The organism is Candidatus Bathyarchaeia archaeon (assembly GCA_041447175.1).
Lineage (GTDB): Archaea > Thermoproteota > Bathyarchaeia > Bathyarchaeales > Bathycorpusculaceae > JADGNF01.
On record CP166960.1, the window covers coordinates 1,928,345 to 1,947,755 of the forward strand.

22 protein-coding genes and 1 tRNA gene are annotated in these 19,411 nt (G+C 49.8%); 9 read left to right on the forward strand and 14 right to left on the reverse strand.

The window, feature by feature from the left end; translation table 11 throughout:
* Positions 1 to 98 precede the first annotated feature (98 nt).
* Positions 99 to 171 (forward strand) — tRNA-Gln (locus ACBZ72_10090).
* 4 nt (positions 172 to 175) lie between these two features.
* Here ACBZ72_10090 and ACBZ72_10095 read toward each other — a convergent pair.
* Positions 176 to 1,396: an aldo/keto reductase gene (locus ACBZ72_10095; protein ID XES76521.1), complete on the reverse strand. Its 1,221-nt coding sequence runs from the start codon at positions 1,394 to 1,396 to the stop codon at positions 176 to 178.
* A 127-nt stretch (positions 1,397 to 1,523) separates the two neighbouring features.
* A complete protein-coding gene (locus tag ACBZ72_10100) occupies positions 1,524 to 1,937 on the reverse strand; it encodes a hypothetical protein (GenBank protein ID XES76522.1) in 414 nt (137 codons plus the stop codon).
* 107 nt (positions 1,938 to 2,044) lie between these two features.
* Here ACBZ72_10100 and ACBZ72_10105 point away from each other — a divergent pair, with 107 nt between their 5' ends.
* Positions 2,045 to 2,809, forward strand: a complete 765-nt coding sequence (locus tag ACBZ72_10105; GenBank protein ID XES76523.1) for a hypothetical protein — start codon at positions 2,045 to 2,047, stop codon at positions 2,807 to 2,809.
* Between the two features lie 9 nt (positions 2,810 to 2,818).
* On the opposite strand, the gene ACBZ72_10110 is transcribed toward ACBZ72_10105, so the two are convergent.
* Complete coding sequence (locus ACBZ72_10110; GenBank protein ID XES76524.1) at positions 2,819 to 3,184, reverse strand: DUF1801 domain-containing protein; 366 nt, start codon at positions 3,182 to 3,184, stop codon at positions 2,819 to 2,821.
* Positions 3,185 to 3,498: 314 nt separating this feature from the next.
* On the opposite strand from ACBZ72_10110, the gene ACBZ72_10115 reads away from it, so the two are divergent.
* Positions 3,499 to 4,410 (forward strand): hypothetical protein, encoded by a 912-nt coding sequence (locus tag ACBZ72_10115; GenBank protein ID XES76525.1) that lies wholly within the window; start codon positions 3,499 to 3,501, stop codon positions 4,408 to 4,410.
* Here the strand turns inward: ACBZ72_10115 and ACBZ72_10120 are convergent.
* Positions 4,400 to 4,579 carry a hypothetical protein gene (locus tag ACBZ72_10120; protein XES76526.1) on the reverse strand — a complete coding sequence of 60 codons (180 nt, stop codon included), beginning with the start codon at positions 4,577 to 4,579 and terminating at the stop codon, positions 4,400 to 4,402. The genes ACBZ72_10115 and ACBZ72_10120 overlap by 11 nt on opposite strands.
* Positions 4,580 to 4,616: 37 nt before the next feature.
* Here ACBZ72_10120 and ACBZ72_10125 point away from each other — a divergent pair, with 37 nt between their 5' ends.
* Together ACBZ72_10125 and ACBZ72_10130 are read left to right on the forward strand one after the other, a co-directional pair.
* On the forward strand, positions 4,617 to 5,573 hold the full coding sequence (locus tag ACBZ72_10125; protein ID XES76527.1) for an EF-Tu/IF-2/RF-3 family GTPase: 957 nt from the start codon (positions 4,617 to 4,619) through the stop codon (positions 5,571 to 5,573).
* Between the two features lie 95 nt (positions 5,574 to 5,668).
* Complete coding sequence (locus ACBZ72_10130) at positions 5,669 to 6,457, forward strand: hypothetical protein (GenBank protein ID XES76528.1); 789 nt, start codon at positions 5,669 to 5,671, stop codon at positions 6,455 to 6,457.
* Here the strand turns inward: ACBZ72_10130 and ACBZ72_10135 are convergent.
* Positions 6,452 to 7,396: a hypothetical protein gene (locus tag ACBZ72_10135; protein XES76529.1), complete on the reverse strand. Its 945-nt coding sequence runs from the start codon at positions 7,394 to 7,396 to the stop codon at positions 6,452 to 6,454. The genes ACBZ72_10130 and ACBZ72_10135 overlap by 6 nt on opposite strands.
* A gap of 150 nt (positions 7,397 to 7,546) precedes the next feature.
* Between ACBZ72_10135 and ACBZ72_10140 the strand changes: the two genes are divergently transcribed.
* Together ACBZ72_10140 and ACBZ72_10145 are read left to right on the forward strand one after the other, a co-directional pair.
* Positions 7,547 to 7,768: a hypothetical protein gene (locus ACBZ72_10140; protein ID XES76530.1), complete on the forward strand. Its 222-nt coding sequence runs from the start codon at positions 7,547 to 7,549 to the stop codon at positions 7,766 to 7,768.
* 107 nt (positions 7,769 to 7,875) lie between these two features.
* Positions 7,876 to 9,558, forward strand: coding sequence for an ArnT family glycosyltransferase (locus ACBZ72_10145; GenBank protein ID XES76531.1), 1,683 nt, complete (start codon positions 7,876 to 7,878; stop codon positions 9,556 to 9,558).
* Here the strand turns inward: ACBZ72_10145 and ACBZ72_10150 are convergent.
* The 5 genes from ACBZ72_10150 to ACBZ72_10170 form a co-directional block, all read right to left on the reverse strand.
* A complete protein-coding gene (locus tag ACBZ72_10150) occupies positions 9,541 to 10,005 on the reverse strand; it encodes a PPC domain-containing DNA-binding protein (protein XES76532.1) in 465 nt (154 codons plus the stop codon). The two genes, ACBZ72_10145 and ACBZ72_10150, sit on opposite strands and share 18 nt — an antisense overlap.
* A gap of 122 nt (positions 10,006 to 10,127) precedes the next feature.
* The gene (locus ACBZ72_10155) at positions 10,128 to 10,286 is read right to left on the reverse strand and encodes a hypothetical protein (GenBank protein ID XES76533.1); all 159 of its coding nucleotides are present in this window, start codon (positions 10,284 to 10,286) and stop codon (positions 10,128 to 10,130) included.
* Between the two features lie 115 nt (positions 10,287 to 10,401).
* A complete protein-coding gene (locus tag ACBZ72_10160; protein ID XES76534.1) occupies positions 10,402 to 10,995 on the reverse strand; it encodes a molybdopterin-dependent oxidoreductase in 594 nt (197 codons plus the stop codon).
* Positions 10,996 to 11,107: 112 nt separating this feature from the next.
* Positions 11,108 to 12,214 carry a DNA polymerase IV gene (gene dinB, locus ACBZ72_10165; protein XES76535.1) on the reverse strand — a complete coding sequence of 369 codons (1,107 nt, stop codon included), beginning with the start codon at positions 12,212 to 12,214 and terminating at the stop codon, positions 11,108 to 11,110.
* A gap of 4 nt (positions 12,215 to 12,218) precedes the next feature.
* Positions 12,219 to 13,082: a radical SAM protein gene (locus ACBZ72_10170; GenBank protein XES76536.1), complete on the reverse strand. Its 864-nt coding sequence runs from the start codon at positions 13,080 to 13,082 to the stop codon at positions 12,219 to 12,221.
* A 937-nt stretch (positions 13,083 to 14,019) separates the two neighbouring features.
* On the opposite strand from ACBZ72_10170, the gene ACBZ72_10175 reads away from it, so the two are divergent.
* Positions 14,020 to 14,580: a CoA pyrophosphatase gene (locus tag ACBZ72_10175; protein ID XES76537.1), complete on the forward strand. Its 561-nt coding sequence runs from the start codon at positions 14,020 to 14,022 to the stop codon at positions 14,578 to 14,580.
* Here the strand turns inward: ACBZ72_10175 and ACBZ72_10180 are convergent.
* Positions 14,567 to 15,964 carry a rhodanese-like domain-containing protein gene (locus ACBZ72_10180; protein XES76538.1) on the reverse strand — a complete coding sequence of 466 codons (1,398 nt, stop codon included), beginning with the start codon at positions 15,962 to 15,964 and terminating at the stop codon, positions 14,567 to 14,569. The genes ACBZ72_10175 and ACBZ72_10180 overlap by 14 nt on opposite strands.
* Before the next feature lie 134 nt (positions 15,965 to 16,098).
* Here ACBZ72_10180 and ACBZ72_10185 point away from each other — a divergent pair, with 134 nt between their 5' ends.
* Complete coding sequence (locus ACBZ72_10185) at positions 16,099 to 16,629, forward strand: DUF2096 family protein (GenBank protein ID XES76539.1); 531 nt, start codon at positions 16,099 to 16,101, stop codon at positions 16,627 to 16,629.
* Between the two features lie 91 nt (positions 16,630 to 16,720).
* On the opposite strand, the gene ACBZ72_10190 is transcribed toward ACBZ72_10185, so the two are convergent.
* The 3 genes from ACBZ72_10190 to msrA all read right to left on the reverse strand — a co-directional run bounded on the left by ACBZ72_10190 (position 16,721) and on the right by msrA (position 19,385).
* On the reverse strand, positions 16,721 to 17,887 hold the full coding sequence (locus ACBZ72_10190) for a tetratricopeptide repeat protein (protein XES76540.1): 1,167 nt from the start codon (positions 17,885 to 17,887) through the stop codon (positions 16,721 to 16,723).
* 4 nt (positions 17,888 to 17,891) lie between these two features.
* Complete coding sequence (locus ACBZ72_10195; protein XES76541.1) at positions 17,892 to 18,686, reverse strand: hypothetical protein; 795 nt, start codon at positions 18,684 to 18,686, stop codon at positions 17,892 to 17,894.
* 138 nt (positions 18,687 to 18,824) lie between these two features.
* Positions 18,825 to 19,385: a peptide-methionine (S)-S-oxide reductase MsrA gene (msrA, locus tag ACBZ72_10200; protein ID XES76542.1), complete on the reverse strand. Its 561-nt coding sequence runs from the start codon at positions 19,383 to 19,385 to the stop codon at positions 18,825 to 18,827.
* Positions 19,386 to 19,411: the final 26 nt, after the last annotated feature.

Below are 19,411 nucleotides of genomic sequence, written 5' to 3' on the forward strand. Positions count from 1 at the left end.
CGAATACGTTAATATCTAAGTTTTGTTTGAGCGGTGAAAGGCTTATTAGGAAAAAAAGGCATGGTTAGAACCTCGAACGCCACATCAGGCACCCATGCAGCCCGTTGGTGTAGTGGTCAAGCATAGTGGCCTTTGGAGCCATTGACGAGAGTTCGAATCTCTCACGGGCTACTTCTCAGTCTTCCAGTTGCGGGTCTTGTTTGGGTTTAAGCGGATTAAGCCGTTTAATTATAGGCATCATCAGTTTTGTTCTCAACCCACCCAAGTCACTTTTCACCGCTGCAAGCTCTTTGGGAATATCGATGTGTTGAGGACACTTTTGTGCGCAGACGCCACAGTTTCTGCAAAGCGACGCGTCCGAGGCTTCCCCCGTTAAGCCCATCAGCAAAACGGCGTATGAGCCTCTAATGTAGAATTTATTGCTAAACATACTATACTGATTGTAAGTGTTAAAGTTGCTTGGGATGTTAACGCCGTTGGGGCAGGGCATGCAGTAGCCGCATCCAGTGCAGGGCACCTTCATTAAACGCTTATACGACCGCGCAACTTTGTCAACGACTGTTAGCTCCTCTTGGGTGAGCGTGTTTGGCAGGGCAGTTTCGCATGCGGCAATGTTTTCTTCAATATGCTTCTCGTCATTCATGCCTGACAGAACAACGGTTACTTCAGGGTGATTCCAAACCCACCGCAGTCCCCACTCAGCCGCAGACCATTGTGTTCCCGCCTGAGCGTAGGCTTGTTTAACTTCCCGTGGGAGTTTGCCTGCTAACATTCCTCCTCGTAGCGGCTCCATAACCATAACCGCGAGGTTTTGTGAAGCAGCATACCGTAACCCTTCGGTTCCCGCCTGCAAGGTTTCATCCAAAAAATTGTACTGAATCTGGCACATTGCCCAGTCGTTGGATTGAATAATTTCTTTAAACGCCCGTGGTGAACCATGAAAAGAGAAGCCCGCGTTAACTATTTTCCCGTCTGCCTTGGCTTTTTCAAGGAATTTTAAAACGTTAAAGCTCTGCATTTTTTTCCATAATTTAGCTTCCAACGCATGAAGCAGGTAGTAATCGATGTGGTCCGTTTGAAGTTTTTTCAACTGGACGTTGAGGATTTTGTTCATTTCTTCTTCTTTGGTTAACAGGAAGGTGGGAAGTTTGGTGGCGATTTTCACTTTGTCTCGGTAGCCGTCTTGCAGGGCTTTTCCCAGAAGGGTTTCGCTTTCGCCACTGTGGTAGGGGAAGGCGGTGTCCAAATAGTTGACGCCGTGGTCAACTGCGTAGCGGATTTGTTTGATGGCGCGTGCTTCGTCTATACTGCCGCGTCCTTTTTGAGGCAGCCGCATCGTTCCAAAGCCCAACGCAGATAATTTATCCCCGTTTTTCGGAACCACTCTATACTGCAAAACAATCACGCTCTAAGCTGCACAACACTGCATACTATATTAAGAGATGTTGCAACTAAAAGGTTAACTCCTTTTAAGAACAGCACATGAAAAAGATGTTCTGCGTTACGTTAATGTGCAGATTCAGTTATGTTGAAGTGGGCTTCACCTGCAACACAGCCAAGTTCGACGTTACGGAGGAGACCTTGATTTCTAAGCCCAAATCGTGGTAAACTGCGCCTGCAGTCGCGGGGTATGAGCGTGTTTGATGTGAATCCATAACTACATAAAACAGCCCCGTGGTGTCTGCCGACGACAATTCATAGCTGAAAACGTATGTGCTGTTGCCCTGCGCGTACTGGACATACTGCCCTGCAGCCAAATTTAACTGGGTATACTCACCCGAGCCTCCTGAGGCACCAAAAAATGAGCCAATGGCGGGTGCCTGCCACGCAACCAAAACCCCCACCAACACAACCGCCAGTACGCCTACTGCGATTTTGTAGAAGGACAGTTTGTCTTTGCCTGAAGCAATCCGAATTGGAGCGTGTGGGTTACGCATTGTTGCATCAAGATTACTTTGAGGTTAACGGCTAAAAACATTTTCGCACAAGCAGCCGAATCCAAAGCTGGTTATGTCACAAACTATTTATTTCCACAGGGAACAATTTGGGTTCAATGAATCCAGCATCTTTAACACAAAAAACTCGCCTGTTTAGGGGCGTTTCAGGGGAGCATCTGCTTGTCTGTGCAATCGCAACTGTCGTGTGCACTGTTCTGGCGATTTGGGCAGTGATTTCAGCGCCCGTTTCGGTCCCCGGAGTTTCGGGGCTTTACATTGCGGCAGCGGTTTATGTGCCGTTGGCGTTGTGGTTTGGCATGTGGGGATGCATTGCTGGCTACTTGAGCTGCATCTTCATGGGGCTCTATTTGGGTTACTCGTTGGATTTTGTGTTGGTTTGGGCGTTGGCGGACTTTTTTGAAGGCTTCGTCGTGCTGGTAGCGTACCGCCAGCTCAAGCTGAAACGCTCAAACCTGAAAAAACCAACCCTAACTTACGCGTTGACAGGAACACTTGTAGCAGACATTGTAATTGCCGCGTTTGCCGCTGTAAACGCGTTCACCGAGATTTTCGTGCTGACCTTCATCGTCGCCATAGCCATCCTTAGCTTGCAAGCACTTGTGGAAAACCGCAAAACCTGGGGAACCTGGCTGGTTGTGGGGGTTTTTGCCGCCAGCCTCGTTTCAGGAGCCTTCGGGGTGGGTGCGCTTTGGGCGTTTGGTTTTGTTCCTACGGATGCGTTTTCGACGGCTTTCTTTGGCTGGGTTTTCGGCGACATTATGGTTTTGGCAACCATCGGCACCGTGATGGCAATCACTATTACGCCGTATGTTATGAAGACGCGGGTGTATGTCCGCAACTACTTCACCTAACAGTACGGGCTATTCTGTGGTGGTTAGCTTAAGGGCTTCTTCCAAAAGGTGACGCAGGGCGGGGTTTTGGGTTTGGGCTTCAGATTTGATTTTAAGGTGCCGTGCTTGCTTGCCTGTGCCCGCCAGCAGTCCATCTGGGTCTGGGAGGTCGGCGCCTTTGCTGAAGAGCAAGTTTACGTGTTTCATGTGGGGCACAAGGGCAAAAACAAACTCCTCAGACGCTTTTGGCAGGCTGAAGGTCATTATTCCCGTTTTCGCGTCAATCTGCTCAACCGCGGAAGGAAACACCTCCAGCAAAAGATTTCGCAAGCACAACACGTTTTCCCGTGTTTCCCGACTGTAAAAAGCAAGAAAGGCATCCAGTTGGCGGCTCAAACACTCACCTCGGTCATGCGAGTTGGCTCATTGCGGATGGATTATTTATGCAGAGCAGTTTTAACATGTTTCGGAATGGAATTCCGTTAATGCTACCGCCTCTATGTTTCTACGCTGAAAACACTCTGCACCTACCCCCCTCTATAGGTTCTGCAATGAATTGCTATTAGCATCCTAATAGACGGCAAATAGCGGGTCGAGGAGCGGTTCAGCAATAAGCAGCTTTAGGGTATGACACAGTTTTTCTCTACACAAGAAATCTTTACAAACAGGCTTTTAGGGCAAGTTGAACCTATAATTAACTGATGGTGGCTATGGGTAACAAAGCAATCATAGCTGTACTATTGGTGTCTGTGAGTACGGTCTCTTTTTTGTCTGGAATGCAAGCTGTTGAAGTAGTTAAGGCTAATCCTAGTTGGGGAACTCCTGCAACTCCAATACCTCCAATAACTGACCCCCCTCAAATAATCATAACCTCCCCCAGCTCAGAAGAATACAGTAATCCAGTTCCCTTAAACATAACAATAATTCAACCTGACTCGTGGGTATCAAAATACAACATGACTTTACCAAAACCATGGGTAGACACTTCAGATGATGTAGTTGTTGGTCAAAATACGTTAAGGTCAATAACTTGCATTATTGATGGTCAATCAGTTACCCTCTGGAATGGCACATATTTTGGTTTTGGAGTTACCTATTATTTGCCTAGAGTAACACAGTTTTCTGCATTAATGTCGGTGAGCAAGGGGCAACACAACTTGCAGGTTAATGTTTCTGCAATATCAGAGTATGCTGTAGACGGCATCATCCCTTTTGCAGAAAGGACGTACAATATTACAGCAAGCCAAACAACCCAATTCAATACCAATAACGACTCGGGTCTTCTTTCGCCTCCAACACTGTATGATATAAAAAGCTCTTATGAAATTCGGCAACCCTACTCAGACTCAACAACTTCAACTCCAACTTCAGATAGTTCAATGCAGGCGCCAAGTCCAACTCCAAGCTTAACACCATCAACTCCAAGTCCGCCACCTACACCCCCTCCAACTCTAACCATAAGTCCAACACCCACCCCTAAACCAACAGAATCTCCAACGACATCAACTAATCCTCCAACATCCTCACCTTCAGCCCCAGAGTTTCCAGCTTGGATACTTCTGCCCTTAATTCTGGCTACCACACTCATAATAGCATACAAGAGAAAGGGAACTAAACGATGAAAAGGAAAACCATCTTGGCGGCAATTATTCTATCTGTGCTGATGGTTTCATTGGCAACTGTCAACGTAGGGTTGTACATGAAGAAAAAACAAATCAAGCAGCCGTAACATTTTTTCTGGAAGCTGTTTGGGGCGGTTTGAGTTACCTGCGCCATAAGCCTTATCTTCAAACGCGCACATCATCCCCCGTTCACAGGAGACCATGTTATGGGTAACTTGATGGTTGCAGTCGTTGGCGCGCAGGGTTTCAGCAGCGCCATAGCCAAGAAAGGCACCTCCACAGACATCACACTATACAACTTGAAGAAAGGCGAAGACACCCTCACGCTTGTTGAGCCTAACCGTTACCCCGAACGGCTGGCACCCCTGTTCTTCGCGGCTTCAGAAGTGCAAAAAGCCGTCGTCGTGGTGAACGAGTTAACCGCAACTCTGGGCGAGAGTCTTGTGATGTTGCAGTGCTGCGGCATAAACAGCGGCTACTTCATACTCCGAAACTATATCCCCAAAGAAAAAATCCAGCCTCTCATCAAAGGCACAAGCTTAGAAAACTTTGAGTTCCTCCCCGACGACGCCAACGTTTTGCGGGAAAAACTGTTCAATAACGCTGCCCAACAGAAACCCGCCGAAGCACCCACAGGAAGCGTACCCGTAGACCACGCATTCAACGTGAAAGGCGTAGGCGTGGTGGTTTTGGGCGTAGTCATAAACGGGGGCGTCGCCAAACATGCAGCGTTGAAGGCGTTGCCGGGAACGAAAACGGCGCAGGTGCGGTCAATTCAGAAACACGACGACGACTTTGACGCAGCCGTTGAGGGCGACCGCGTGGGGTTGGCGGTCAAAAACGTGGACGTTTCAGATGTGGATAGGGGCGTGGTTTTGACAAATGACCCCGCAATCAAAACCTCAAAAACTCTCAAAACCAAGGCGTCGCTGGTGAAGTATTGGCAGACGCCGCTGAAGGCGGGTATGGTGATGCATGTGGGGCACTGGATGCAGTTCCTCAACGGCAAGGTGGAGGAGGTCAGCGAGGAGGGCGACTGGCATAAACCCGACGTCACCATCAGCTTGGAGAAGGACCTGGTTTACCGTTCAGGCGACCGTGCGGTTTTGATGTATTTGGAGGGCGGCAAGCTCCGCGTCGCAGGAACCATCGAGCTGCCTTAACTGGTGGCTGACTAATTTTTGACAAGCCTATTAGTCAAATACGCTTAAATGACGCCTAACCAACCCATAGTACTGGCAGGACAGGATGTGGGTTAATGGGCACAGATTTCGAATCATTCCATGACATATTCAAGCATCCCATCCGCCGCAAAATCATTCAAACATTAAACGAAAAACAAGCGCTTTCGTATATGGAGTTAATGACTGCGGTTGACGCGGCAAACACGGGCAAGTTCAACTACCACCTTAAAGTCCTCGCTGACCTCATCCAGAAAGACCCCAACGGCAAATACGAGCTGACACCCAAAGGACAGCTAGCAGTGCAGTTTCTGCAGACGTTTAACGAAAAAAAGGCGAAGCCATCGCGACTGCGCATTATGGATGCGTTTCTGATTGGTGTGGCGGGGTTTGTTTTGACGCTTGTGAACCCCGGTTTTTGGGGGTTTATGTTGGCTGCAGCTTGGAATGTTCAGTCAGTTGCAGTTTATTCAGCGCTAAGCGCCCTAACGACTGCCTTCATGATTGCTGTGCCTAGTCCAGTTATGTGGCTGTTGTCGACTAGGCGGTCGCATTCTCACAGCGCCTACAACCTTTACATGGCGCCCGTTCTAACCGTCGTTATGCTGGTTTTGTTGCTGGTCGTTATGTTTGTGTCCAACATTAACATAGGAACAGAAGTCGCCATTCAAGTCGGTGAAACCGTGAGCTCAGGAAACATACAGGTGCCCGGCGGCCCAACTGTTTCCTCTTCACACACAACCTACTCAATGATGGTTACCTCGTTGTCCTCTGTTATGGCGTTTGGCATGGTTTGTGCGTTTGTGGGGGTAGCTTTGGCAGAGCTTGTCAGCCTACTAAAAAAGAAACTTGCAGGCAGGCTATAGCGGCTTTTGCGTTTTCTGTTTTTTGAACATCAGAGGCAAACCCACCAGCGGAAGCGCCAACACCCACAAGTCCATGTTATGCCCAAGGAACCACGCGTACCAGTCACTCCAAAGCTGGTCGCCGCCAAAGTAAATCCACGTCAGGTAATTCCAAAGGAAATACAGTCCCACCAGCGTAATTATGGCTCCGACGGTTTTCAGGTTCAACTCCTCCACGGTTTCTGCGCCGATGGATTTCTTGGTGAAGTACGCCGTGTAGATGCCTAATGCGAGCATGCCAACGGTGGTTAACAAGAAGCTGAACAGGTTTTCAGGGTATGCTGTCAGGTACGTGGTGCCTTTGGCGATGACTGTGTATATCCAGTTGCCTGTGTTTTCCAGCCAAAACACAAACACGTAAACCGTGCCCGTGATTGATCCCCACTTCACCGCGTCTTTTGGGGGCTTGTTGGGGCGCAACGTGGAAGCCAGTTTAAAGAGGGCGAGGGGTAGGGCTATGGAGGAGAATAGGCATGGGATGCCTGTTTCAAGAAGAAAAGGCACATTAAAGCCCACTCCGCTGCCGCCAAAGCCCGCCACGTTTGCGGGAAGAACGCCCCAGATTCCTGAGAGCAAAAGCGACAGCCAGTAAACTGCCTCGATGACCAAAATCCACTGGATAATCTTGCGGGTTCTTTGGGAAGAAAACCCTCTGTGGACGAGGTACATGATGATGGCGACGACAGCAATGAGCCCCGCGAGGGTTCTTGCGACTAAGCCGACGGCGCCTGAAGCGTCGGTTATTAGAATCCAAGTGGAGGTTGGACCGGTGAAGAAGGCGAATTCGCCGATGTTCACCATGCCCTTGAACAGTTCATGGAAGCTGAACAGGAACCACGCCGACGCGGCAACCAGAAGCCCGAACTGCAGAGGCGAAAGCGACTTAGAGGGGGCAGACATAAGAGAATACCACAAAACCATTTGTTGGTTGACTATATTATTTTTGCGTGTTTCCCTCCAAAGCAGAAGGCGAGGTTCAATTTTAAACCGTGGAGTTGAGCTAATTTTAAATGTCTGCCGCCTCAGAATATATCCAAGTGAGGAAGCATCATGAACCTCAACCAAAGACAGGTGACTCGGTTTCTTTTTGCCGCTGAAGGCGTAGGCGCCGCGTTTGTCGGAGTCTTCTTGGCGGCTTACTTGAGTGGGTTACCTTCCACTGCGGTTTTACATTCTGAACCAGCCTTCAGAGTCCCCTTGGCGATTCTGGGGGGATTGTTTTTGCTGTTTGTTGCCGTTGCAGGGGTTTTGGCTGCCCGTTCCCCCAAGTAGCCCGCGCCTCAGCTTCTGTGTTCCTGCTTTTGCCGAGCGTCAGTTTAGATTGTTTTATATTGGGTATTCTGCTTTATAGACTGCAAAACAGGCTGCAATAGCGGCAAATGGAGGGAAAAGCTGAGGTGAACGTGGATTCCATGGCGGCGTGGCTGAAGGGAGGCATCAAAAACAAGTGGCGACTAGCTTTCTTGGTGTTTGCCGTTGCGTACGGCACGTTTTTGCTTTTTAACCTCTCGTACATGTCGATTCAGTGGGATGAAGTCACGCACCTTAACGGCGGCATGCTTCTGCTACGAGGCGACTATTCGACGTACTTTAGCTTCATTTTTTATCCGCCCATGTATGACCTCTTCACGGCTGGGTTCTACGCAGTCGGGGGCATAAGCGTATTCACAGGCAGGTTGGTCACGGTTGCGTTTTCGCTGTTGTCGCTGTGGGCGGTGTTTGAGTTTGCTTCCCGCATGTATGACGCCAAAACTGCCCTGCTGGGCGTAGTTCTGTTGGCTTTGATGCCCGGCTACGTGTGGTTGAGCCGCATGGCTATGATTGAAACCATGCTGGTTTTCTTCTTCACTGTTTCGACGCTGTCCTTTTTTGGGTGGCTGCGGCTACACCAGAACAAGTTCCTGATCATCAGCGGCGTTATGCTTGGACTGGGCATCTTGGTGAAGTACCAGACGGTCATTGTAGGCGCCATCATGCTTACAGCGCTAGTGGTGTTGGGCAGAGGCTACTTGAAACAGAAACTCACCCGCTTCCCCCTGCTCATACTCACCGTTGTGGCGGTGGTTATCCCTTGGATTCTGGTTTCATACCAAATTTACGCTTCAGGCCTGCTGGACACATGGCTGTACGCAATCAGCATGGGCAACCCCGAGAAATCGCTCTATAGCACGGGGCTTAATCGGTTTCCAGCGCCATTCACCGCACTGCCCAGTTGGTTGCAGACGCCCGTGTTTTACCTGTTTGAAATGACGGTGCCTTACTCGGATGTGCATCCAGTTTCGTTTTTCCTGTACCTTTTGGGTTTAGCTGGGTTGGGGTGGTTTGCGCTTCGCCGAAAAGCCTCCGACAAGTATCTGCTCATCTGGTTTGTTGTGGTTTACATTTTCTTCACCGTAATTCCCAACAAGCAGTGGCGCTACGTAGTGCCAGCGTTTCCTGTGCTTGCGTTAGCAGCAGCTAGCCTGATCACGTCGGCGTGGAGCAAAGCCCAAACCCGTTGGCAAAACAAGCAACTGCCCATAAACAAGCGGCGGTTAGCGCAGGTCGCCGCAGGGGGTCTGATAGCTTTCACGTTGGTTGGTGCGGCTTTTAGCGTTTCTGATGCTTACAGTTGGGTTGCCAAAGACCAAATTCACATTCCCATTGAAGAAGCCGCCAATTATGTCGCGCCACGTTTAGGACCTGACGAGTCAATCATGGTGTTGTGCGCACAGAACCTTTACAGCCAAGACATGGTGCGCTTCTACCTAAACGCGCAGGGTAAAACTAACGCGGTTTTGCAGTACCCCGCGTTGCCTGTGGATACGTACCGCCCTGACTTCAACGTAACCGAGCTAATCAGCCAGTGTCAACATAACAATGTGAAGTATGTGTTTATGTACGAGTTTGGCGGCGACGTGCCCTACTTTGACACGGATTTGCGTCTTATGGATGTTTACATGATGCTTGCAGAGTCAGGCAAATTCGGCAACATCCCCACCCTAGAAGAAGACGGCACCGTAACGGGAACGTATTTTGGGACCAGCCCCCGCCAAATCTACATCTTAACTTTCTTGGGTTGACTGGGAAAGCTCCAGCAACTCAAAACCCGTCTGCTTATCCATCACGCGTTTTGCCTCAGCGTCGGCAAGCTCCAACACGATGACTTCGCCGATTGTCCACACATCAATGCCCCTGCGGACGCATCCTGTGATGACTTTTTCGCCTCTGCCAAAGCTGGCGTGCATGTGCAGTTTAGGTTCGCCTGCCTCGTTGCGGAACAGGGTGCCTACGCCTACGACTTCACTGACCCCTGAAAGAAGCGTCACAACAGGCTCTATGGGTAGGGCGTAGCCGTCTTTGGGTCCCACCACAACGCGTCCCTGCTCTTTGATGCCGCCGACCAAGAAGCACAGGGCGCTGGTTAGGTTCTGCTGTTTGGCGAATTGTTCCAGCACATCTGGGATGTGGTCGTTGTCGTGTAATCGGAGTATGAATATTCTGCCCATTTTGGCTTGTGTAAACTGCACGTATTTAGCCTCAACCCTAAGTGCGGGGTGGGAAATAAAAAAGGTTTTCAGAAAGAAAAGAAACAGACATAAAACTACCTAAAACTCAAGAAGGTTCACGGGGAGCCTGCTGTTACTGCTGTTTAGAGCCTGTAAAGGTATAAGGGTTCTTCTGCTTGTTGCTTCTTTTTCTCCGCAGATTTTCTGCGGGACGCGCTGTCTTTTTCGTCAGCATCGCCGGGAATCAGTTGAGCACATCTTGAAGTGCAAACGTCAACTTCTGATTCTGATTCTTGCGCCAATTATTCATCCTCCAATTTTTCTAAGGAACAAATCGGTTAATAAATTCAGCTAATAAAGGTTTCGCACGTCTTGTTCAACTATGCACAACACATAACACAAGAAACAGGACAGCCGTTAGCGGAAACGGTCGTTCTTCCAAACATCCGCCGAGTCACTGTAGCCACGGCGCTCCCAAAACCCCAACTCTTTGCCCCGCGTAAACCGCACACGAACCACCCACAAGGCGCTCTTGTACGCGTACTTGCCGGGCACTATGAGACGCACAGGAAAACCCAGCCCCTCCTCAAGCAGTTCGCCGTCAAGCTTGTAAGCCAAAACCACATCCGCGGCAGCAAGTTCTCCACGATAAAGCGAAGTGGTGTAGGCGTCGGCGCACTCAAAAGTTACCGCTTTAGCCGCCTCTTTTGGTTTAACCAGCTGCTCAATTTCACTAAATCGCACGCCCTCCCAGTGGCAGTCCCGCACGCTCCAGCCTTCCACGCAGTGAAAATCACTCACCGAAGCCACCGACGGCAACGCAGCAAACTCTGCCCAAGTCAGCTTTGCAGGTTTCTCCACTTCCCCGTCAATGACTAACGTGTATGTTTCTTGTTTCAGGTGAGGGTTATCTGAAGTTATCCCCGGATGGTCAATCCCCCACCGCAAAATCCGCTTGGTCTCCGACTGGCCCGGAGGAAGAATTTTCTGGCTTGCTTTTTGAGAAAACAAAAGAAACCCTACTAAAACAGGGTGCTAAGGGAAAATAAAGGTTGCTGGCTAACTCATTTTTCTATTCGCGCCAAAGTTGAGCAGACATTGATTCTGGACAGTTGTACGTTTTTTATGGCTGAAAGAAGCTTGTTAACTGCTGCTGCCGCCGCTCCTCCTTGCTTAAATGCGCAACCCGCACGCCAACCCGCCTAATTTCTAACTCGGTCTCGTTAAGGAGCCTTTCGAAGAGTTCCCGCGCGGCTATTTGGAGGGTTTCTTTGTCTTTAGCGGGTTTCTCCAGCGTTTTAGAGCGGCTCTTTGCGCTTAAATCCGTCATGATGGCGACAACGCCGACCAAGCGGTAGCTCAGCTTCTTCTGGGTGAACTCCGCGTAAACCTCCTCGATTTGCGTGCCTATCTTCTGCATGAGAAACTCCAAGTCGCGGCTATCCTCCTTGAGGGTGCCCATCCTGCCGATGGATTCCGCTTCCCCTGCCTCTTGCACAGGGTCATTGTCCACGCCGTTGGCTGCGTTGTGGAAGTACACGCCCAAAGTTTTGCCGAAAACCTCCACCAACCGTTGCACATCAAACCCTGCAAGGTCGCCGACGGTTTTGATGCCCAAATCCGACATTTTGGCAACGGTTTTCTTGCCCACACCCAACAACGCGTCTACAGGCATCGGCGAAAGAAATCCTTCCACCTTTTCAGGCTCGACAACGGTGACGCCGTCGGGTTTATGACTGTCGGAAGCAATTTTTGCGACGAGCTTGTTGGGGGCAATTCCGACAGAGAAAGTAACGCCCACCTCCTGTTTAACGGCGGCTTTCATCTGCTGAACCAGCCCCTCTGCCGTCGTATAGCTGCCTTTTGCTTTCTCGGTGACATCGAGGTAGGCTTCGTCGATGCCTGCCTGCTCTAAAACGTCGGAGTATTCCCGAAGAATCGCCATTATTTTGTCGGAAATCTGCTGGTAATAATCGTAGTCCACGGGCAGAAAAACCGCGTCAACACCTTCAAGGCGTTTTTTCGCCAAAAACAAGGGTATGCCTGACTTTACGTCGTATTTACGTGCCAAGTAGTTACTAGTGCTGACGGCGCCGCTGGTTTCGGTTCGCCCACTGTACATGCCCACCACCACAGGTTTGCCTTTGAGGGCGGGGTTGCGTAGCTCTTCACATTGGGCAAAAAAGTAGTCCAAATCCACCAGCATCACAATTCGGCTCTGACTGGGCACGTGTTCACCTCGCAGCGGCGGGAATCAGCCCTGAACCATCACATGCCGCCGTGTTCAGCTTGGGCAAGCTTTCGCGACAGACCCCAAACGTCATGCCCTGCGCCAACGCCATCTCCCGCACGTTTGACAGCAGTTTAAGTCGAAGGTCTTTGGGCAAAAGCGTGTTCCCGCCTACACGTTCTCCCTGTTGGAAGTATAGCGGCTTAAGCTTTTCGGCAACCGCAGGTAGGGCTTGGCTGAGGCGACGCCAATTGTCGGGTTTGGGCTTGTAGGTGGAACTGGTTATGTGCCGCACGCCAAGAGCAGCCAACTTGGAGATGAGCCTGCTTGGGTCATCGTTTACCAACGGAATTATAGGGTCTATGCGCACCGAAACAGGTATTCCTGCACCCATGAGGTCCTTAACTGCGCGCAGACGCTCCGAAGAGGAAGGCGCGTGGGGCTCAAGAACAGCCGCCAGCGGGTCGTCGTCTGTTGTTATGGTTAGCGCCACGGCGGAGGGCACTTTGGTGAGGAGGTCGTCGTCTCGGGTTACAAGGTTAGATTTGGTTATGATTTGGATACGGCAGTTGCTTGCTGCCAGTAATTCGAGGCATTGGCGCGTCCAACCCAGATTCGCCTCCATGCGGGGGTAGGGGTCGGAGGAGTTGGAGATGGACACGATTTCGCCTTTGAGCTTTGCCGCTTCCCTTCGCAGGGTGGGCAGCAGGTCCTTTTTGGGGCGGCACTCGGTGAAGTTTTGGACGTAGCTGCTAGCATAGCAGTAGAGGCAGCCGTGGTCGCATCCGCTGTACGGGTTAAAGGTCAGCTTTGGGGGGCAGGTGCAGGTGCTGTTTTTCCAAGGGTCAAAACCCGAAATCAAAGGCACAACCAATCACTCAATACCCACTATAAGGAAAAGCAAAAAGAAAAAGCATTCCTTGCCGATTCGGTCATATAAACTCGTAAATCAAAGTTTATAATTGATGGAACTTTATGTAATTTACAAATTGGATGATAATAAATATTTATAGTGGGAACTTAGAAGTAGGGGCAGGTGTATTAATGTCCAAAAATGCAGAGGACGATAAGAAAAATCGAAGGTTTCAACCAGACGATGATGCAACGAGGTTCATTGCCGATCACGAAGACAAGAAGTAATCAGAATAGAGAAACAAATGTACACCGATGATGAGGAGCTGCAAAAAGCTAGATTCTATCACGACTCAGTTCTAAGACTCGGAGAAGCAACAACAAAGGCATACGAACGAAATATGACAAAGATTCAGATGATGTTAGGAATTCTTTCCGCAATTATCCCTATTTCAACAGGAGTTGGGTACTATATTCTATCAAATACATTCTCGCTACAATTCTTTTTTCTCTTCGTTAGTTGTTTAATTTTTTTCATTCTTGCTACGATTAGAGGCGTAGTTTTGTTAAACCCAAAATGGTTTACCTACAAGGACATAAAACTGTTAGTGAAAAGGTACGCGGACGAATCTCTTAGTTTTATGATTTTCAAAATAGCAACGAATCTTTTCGATTCAAATGAGAAAAACGTTAAAGTTGTGAACTCTTTGAGGTCAGGACTTAAACAGATGTCCATTTTGATAATTGTTGGTTTGATTTTGCTCATAAGTGCGTTTTTTTTGTTGGGAATACAAATTTATTATAATATTGGTACGTGACCAACTCAAAAATGCTTCTGGGTAACTGCAAAATCTTTTTCATCTTTCAATAAGCCCGAGGGCGTGTTCTCTTCGCGGGTTAAACCTATAAATAGAGGGGGTATAAACTCAAAATCGCAGCAGAGATACCCAACAATGGTCACAGTGGAAACCCTCAAGAACCTTTCATCTAAGCTTAAGTCTGTTAGCGTTGAGCAGGACGCAAACGCCGCCGTAACCGTCATTCTCACAACCACCGAGGCCGACTTTCAAGTGCTCTTGGTTAAACGTGCAGTCAATGTGAGGGATGCTTGGTCGGGGCAGATGGCGCTTCCAGGCGGAAAACGCGAACCCACCGACGTCACGCTTCAGGCCACGGCAATCCGCGAGACCCAAGAGGAAACAGGCGTCCGACTCCGCGCGGGCCAGTTTCTGGGGGTTTTGGAGGCCGTTGAGCCAAGGACCAGAAGAGGTTTTCGGGTTGTGCCCTTCGTTGCCGCCTTGGATACCGAGCCGGAGGTGCATCTTAACAGTGGTGAGCTGCACAGTTACATGTGGGTTTCTCTTGAAAAAATTCGGGCAAGCCGCGGAAAAACCGCAGTGCCACACGTTGGCGAGGTTCCAGCGTTTCTGCTGCAGAACGAGGTTGTGTGGGGAATGACCTACAAAATCCTGCAAACTATCACCGAGAAAATGGATGAAATTAGGGTTCGGTAGGCTGCGGGGTGGGGGGCTTCACGGTTGGGTACCCCAGCTTTTTCCATGCATCCATGCCGCCCAACACGTTGCTAACTGCAGCAAATCCTTTGCGTTTAAGGAGGCTGGCTGCGATTCCTGAGCGGTTCCCCACCGAACAAATCACGGCGTAACGCTTGTTACGGTTCAGGTTGTCGGCTTGTTTGGGCAGGTCAGCAAAGAAAACCTGCTCTGCGCCTTCGATTATGCCTTCTTTGTGCCATTCGCTGGGTTCGCGCACATCCAAAACCACATACCGTGCAAGGTTGTCCTGTAAATCCTGCGCGGACAACACGTGCACTTGGCTTATGGGTTTGCCTTGTTCCTGCCATGCTGACACGCCCGTGCAGAGGTAGCCGTAGATGTTGTCAAAGCCTAGCCGCCAAAAATGTCGCAGCACCCGTTCCACATCGGCTTGACGCTCCACCACCAGCAGAATGCGCTGTTCGTAGCCCAAAATCCAGCCCGTGTAAACGGCTGTTCCGCCCTCCAACCACAGGTTCAGCGAGCCAGGTAGGTGGGAGCCTGCAAACGCGTAAGGCAAACGCGTATCCACCACGATGGAGTCTACTTCGTTTTTGGCGTCCTCAAATTCGTCTACGCCAAGCGGTTTAGGCAACGCAAGCCCACGCAGCAATGGGGCACCATGCAAGTTATACTGCTCCATCTTGCGGAAGTAAGCGGGCAGCAGCATCTCCTGCGCTACAGCACGCTGCACAAACTCCTCCTTGCCCAACTGCAGGTACGGGTTGGTTTTTTTCTCGTAGCCCAACGTGCTAAACTCCTGTTTGCCGATGCCGCTGCCGCACACGCTTCCAGCACCATGCCCTGGATAAACCAGCATGCCGTCGCCCAGCGGCAACAGCTTCTCATGCAGGCTCAAATAGAGTTTTTCTGCTTGGTTTGGCTGTTGTTTTTTGCCTTGCAGGTCAGTTCTGCCTACAGCGCCGACAAATAGGGTGTCGCCTGTGAAAACCATCAGCGGCTCAGGGCTTTTCTGGGTGTTGCTGACGGCATAGCAAAGAGATTCGTCGGTGTGTCCCGGCGTGTGCAAAGCTTTGATTTGAAGATTACCCACGTTCAACGTGTCACCATCATTAAGTCTGTGTTCACCATAAGTGAAGCCGAGTTGTTTGCTGTGGCAGATTTGGGCGTTAGTTAAGCTTTGAAGCTCCTTGGCGCCAACCACGAAGTCTTCGTTGCGGTGCGTCTCAAAAATCAGGCGGATTTTGGCGCAGTGCCGTTGGGCAAGGCGCGTGTAGATTTGGGCGTCGCGTCTTGGGTCAAAAACTGCCGCCTCGTTTTCGTCAATAAGCAGGTAGCTGTTGTGGGCTAATCCTTCGGATTTTATGGTGTACAATTTCATGGGGGAAAACCTCAAAAGTTTACGTTATAAACTCTGTGTCGGTTACAGAAATTTGTTACGTTGACGGCTTTTTTGCGGTTTGGCGGTACAGTTTATTAATGCTGTGTGGATAAAGTTTGCTTGGTGAAAGGCGCATGAGTCACGTTGCCAAATCTAAACTTCTTGAAGAGATAATCATAGAACTCCGAAAGAACAAAGTGGAAATTCCAGCAAACGTCATGACAGACTTAAAATCCGCGCGAACCCTCATCCAAATCGGAAATTCCGAATCCCGCGCAAGAGGCGAAACGGAACCGCAAATTGACCAGTATCTTTCTAGTGTGGAAGCTTATGTTATGGCAGAAGCCGACAAGCGGTTGCCGCCTGAAAAAGTGGAAGAATGGCTGGCGGCGTTGGATTTGGCAAGCTGTAACAGCTGCGTTACGGCTCCGTGCGAAAAAGAAGAGAAGATGCGCCTAATTCCAGGTGTTCCCCGAGACAAAAAGTGGATTCGCGTCGAGCCAATTGAAGGGTTGCCTGTGGAGAAGCTGGAGCAGATGGCTACGGAGGCAAACCTTGGTTTTCGCCGTGAAGCAGATGGGCACTTAGTGGTCTATGGGGAAGACCAAGCCGTGAAGGGCTTCATAAAAAAGGCAATTAAGCCCAGTGAAAAAACCACTGCCTAATTCCCAAACCCTCTTTTTTAAAAAAAAATCGTTTCCCAGTTTGTTTGAGTATTGTTGTTCTTTGATTTCAGTTGAAGGGGCGTTTTTGCGGTTAGTTCAGCCTCTCGTATGCCGTCCACTGGTTGCGGATGTTTTCAGCCACAGCTTTGTTGTTCCAGGCCAAAGCATATTGGGGGTCAATGTTTATGGCGTTGGTAAAGTAAGAAATGGCTTGGTTAAGCATGTCAATGTCGTGGCCGAGTTGGCTCATGTGTGTGAGTGCAAGTCCCTTGTTGTTTAAGGCAGGCACATGCATGGGGTTAACTTTGAGGGCTGCATCAATACATTTTAGGGCTTCCTTGAGCAAACTGGGGTTCTGGCTGGCAACGTACATGTTGATGTAGCTGAGACCCTTGTTGTTTAAGGCGTCAGCCATTTGAGGGTTAATCTTTAGGGCGGCGTCAAAATGTTTTATGGCTTCTTGGTAATTGCCGTAGCTGAAAAAGGTCAATCCTTGCTGGTTCTCAGCCACCGGATTCCCCACAACAGTAGGCGATCCCCCGTCGTCATCATCTTCTTGTGGTAGTTCACTTCTCTTCACGCGCCGAAAGGTCTGTTTTCTTTTCGGCGTAGGGGCGGGTGTGGCGTCTACTTTTTCAGGAGCAAGAGTTTCAGCAGCTCCCGTGGAGACGAAGAAGACGTTTTGTGGGTCAACCCCTGGTTTGGTTAGTAACTGGGGCACTTTCTCTTGGTTAAGGTTGGCGAGGTCAATTTGGTTACATCCCAAATCAAAGGCGTCATGGACACTTCTGCCGTAAGCTAAAGCTTGGTAGAAAGAGCTGGCGAAATTGATGGCGGCTCGGTCGCCGATGGCTTGGGTCATGCCGATGACGCAGTCAATGTTTTCGGAGATGGCTTTTGCCTGCTGTTCACTAAAACAGGCATTGAGGACCACACATTTGATTGTGTCTTTGAAAACGCGAAACAGCCTGCCTAAGGCTTTGCTTGGAACAACGCGGCTGTTACCATTGAGGTCTTCAAGGATGATTTCGCTTGCAGGGCTGCCGTGTCCGCTAAAGTGAACAATGTTGGGCTTGTACCTGAGCAGGTGCCCCTGTAGGTCGTTGAAGCGGACCGCCCACTGCTGCTCCAAGTTGAAGCGGTCCCGAAATTCAGCACCCCGTAGCGCGTTGTCGATTGAGCGGACCTCTTGGTCTAGGCTAAGGGGGCTGCTGTCTTTGGGGTTAGCAGCCAGAAAAAGGATTTGAACTTGCTTCATGCCTTCACTCACCTAAAGATACAAACGGCGCTGGAGATATCAACTTAGAACCCCCCACATTCGATGGCCCCCGCATGGGCAGGTCTTGTTGAGCAGGTTCAATACGGGTGTAACGACCGCGGTCATAAAATAACTGCACAGCTTGGAACCCAAAAACCAGAGGTGTTGCGCCCTCAAAGGTTATTGCTGAAGAGTTGCCGCCTTGACCTGTAACTTTGACCGTTGGGCTAACAACGTTCTGTATTACAGGAACCTGAATGCCAAGGTCGCCGCCTTTTGAGGATTGGGGGAAAATCGTGAATTTCTTACTTTTAATCGTTGCCGTAACCACGTAAACCTTGTCGCTGTCAAGCAGTTGCCCAACAAACCGCGAAAAAGGGCTTATGTCGGCATCACACAAAAACTGGTCCAACTCAGCAACGTCCACGCTGTCTTCTAACACCCCTTCATACTGAAACGCAATTGAATCAGCGTTAGAGAACTTGCTCTCTAACCCAGCAGTTGAGCCGCCTAAACCCGAAATTATATTCCCCAGAATGGAGAGCCCAAACCCTAAACTAAACTCGCCACTTTTCTTCCCAGAAATGTTTGCCACAGGGGAATTTTCCATAAGGGTGGGTTGGGGGATGTTGCCTTTTGACTTAAAAACCACGGAGAGCTCGCCTACCCGACTGAGTTCGTTATTTTTGCTTGCCATCAACTGCAGGGGTTTGATGGTGGCTTTGGGCAGCCGCACCACATTGTAGCCGTAGGATTTGAGCAGGGAAATTAGGGGGTCGCCTGAGAGAAAACGGAACATGCTACAAGTCTCCTTGGCAGTTGGGTGTACGCCAGAGGTTACGGTGAGAATCTGACATGGCTTTTTTTATTGGTCTACTTGCTTTTAGATTTTTGCATCTTACAAAGAACCCAAAGAAAAAAGCAGCAGCATATTTTGCTAGGGCAACTTGAGTTTTGAGATGAACGTTTTCTGCAGTTTGGAGATTTTTGGGGCTATGACGGCTTGGCAGTAGGGTTCTTTGGGGTGCTTTTTGAAGTAGTCTTTATGGTAGGTTTCGGCAGGATAAAACGTTTGTAGGGGCTCTACAGCGGTCACTATGGGTTTGTCAAAGACCTTCTCGGCGGTTAACTCTGCAATCAACTGCTCCGCGGCGGCTTTCTGGTCTGCGTTGCGGTAAAAGATGACACTGCGGTATTGAGTGCCTACGTCGGCGCCTTGCCTGTTTAGCTGCGTGGGGTCATGGGTTCCAAAGAAAATCTCCAAAAGCTCCCGAAAACTAACCTCTTCTGGGTCAAAGGTTATGGTGGCAACTTCCGCGTGGCCCGTTTGCCCCGTGGACACTTGTTCGTAGGTGGGGTTAGGCAAGCTGCCGCCTGCGTAGCCAGGTTCAACTTTTACTACGCCACGGATCTGCTGGAAGACGGCTTCGGTGCACCAGAAACAGCCTGCACCTAAAGTTACGGCTTCAAAACCTTCAGGTTTAGTAGCGTCGTTCATTGTTAATCTCTCAGAAAACTGCTTTA

What these genes read in the sequence shown, in the direction of transcription:
- ACBZ72_10100 (XES76522.1), bottom strand. Translation starts at nt 1,937, where the DNA reads ATGCGTAACCCACACGCTCCAATTCGGATTGCTTCAGGCAAAGACAAA.
- ACBZ72_10115 (XES76525.1), top strand. Translation starts at nt 3,499, where the DNA reads ATGGGTAACAAAGCAATCATAGCTGTACTATTGGTGTCTGTGAGTACG.
- ACBZ72_10125 (XES76527.1), top strand. Translation starts at nt 4,617, where the DNA reads ATGGGTAACTTGATGGTTGCAGTCGTTGGCGCGCAGGGTTTCAGCAGC.
- ACBZ72_10130 (XES76528.1), top strand. Translation starts at nt 5,669, where the DNA reads ATGGGCACAGATTTCGAATCATTCCATGACATATTCAAGCATCCCATC.
- ACBZ72_10135 (XES76529.1), bottom strand. Translation starts at nt 7,396, where the DNA reads ATGTCTGCCCCCTCTAAGTCGCTTTCGCCTCTGCAGTTCGGGCTTCTG.
- ACBZ72_10140 (XES76530.1), top strand. Translation starts at nt 7,547, where the DNA reads ATGAACCTCAACCAAAGACAGGTGACTCGGTTTCTTTTTGCCGCTGAA.
- ACBZ72_10145 (XES76531.1), top strand. Translation starts at nt 7,876, where the DNA reads ATGGAGGGAAAAGCTGAGGTGAACGTGGATTCCATGGCGGCGTGGCTG.
- ACBZ72_10175 (XES76537.1), top strand. Translation starts at nt 14,020, where the DNA reads ATGGTCACAGTGGAAACCCTCAAGAACCTTTCATCTAAGCTTAAGTCT.
- ACBZ72_10180 (XES76538.1), bottom strand. Translation starts at nt 15,964, where the DNA reads ATGAAATTGTACACCATAAAATCCGAAGGATTAGCCCACAACAGCTAC.
- ACBZ72_10185 (XES76539.1), top strand. Translation starts at nt 16,099, where the DNA reads ATGAGTCACGTTGCCAAATCTAAACTTCTTGAAGAGATAATCATAGAA.
- ACBZ72_10190 (XES76540.1), bottom strand. Translation starts at nt 17,887, where the DNA reads ATGAAGCAAGTTCAAATCCTTTTTCTGGCTGCTAACCCCAAAGACAGC.
- ACBZ72_10195 (XES76541.1), bottom strand. Translation starts at nt 18,686, where the DNA reads ATGTTCCGTTTTCTCTCAGGCGACCCCCTAATTTCCCTGCTCAAATCC.
- msrA (XES76542.1), bottom strand. Translation starts at nt 19,385, where the DNA reads ATGAACGACGCTACTAAACCTGAAGGTTTTGAAGCCGTAACTTTAGGT.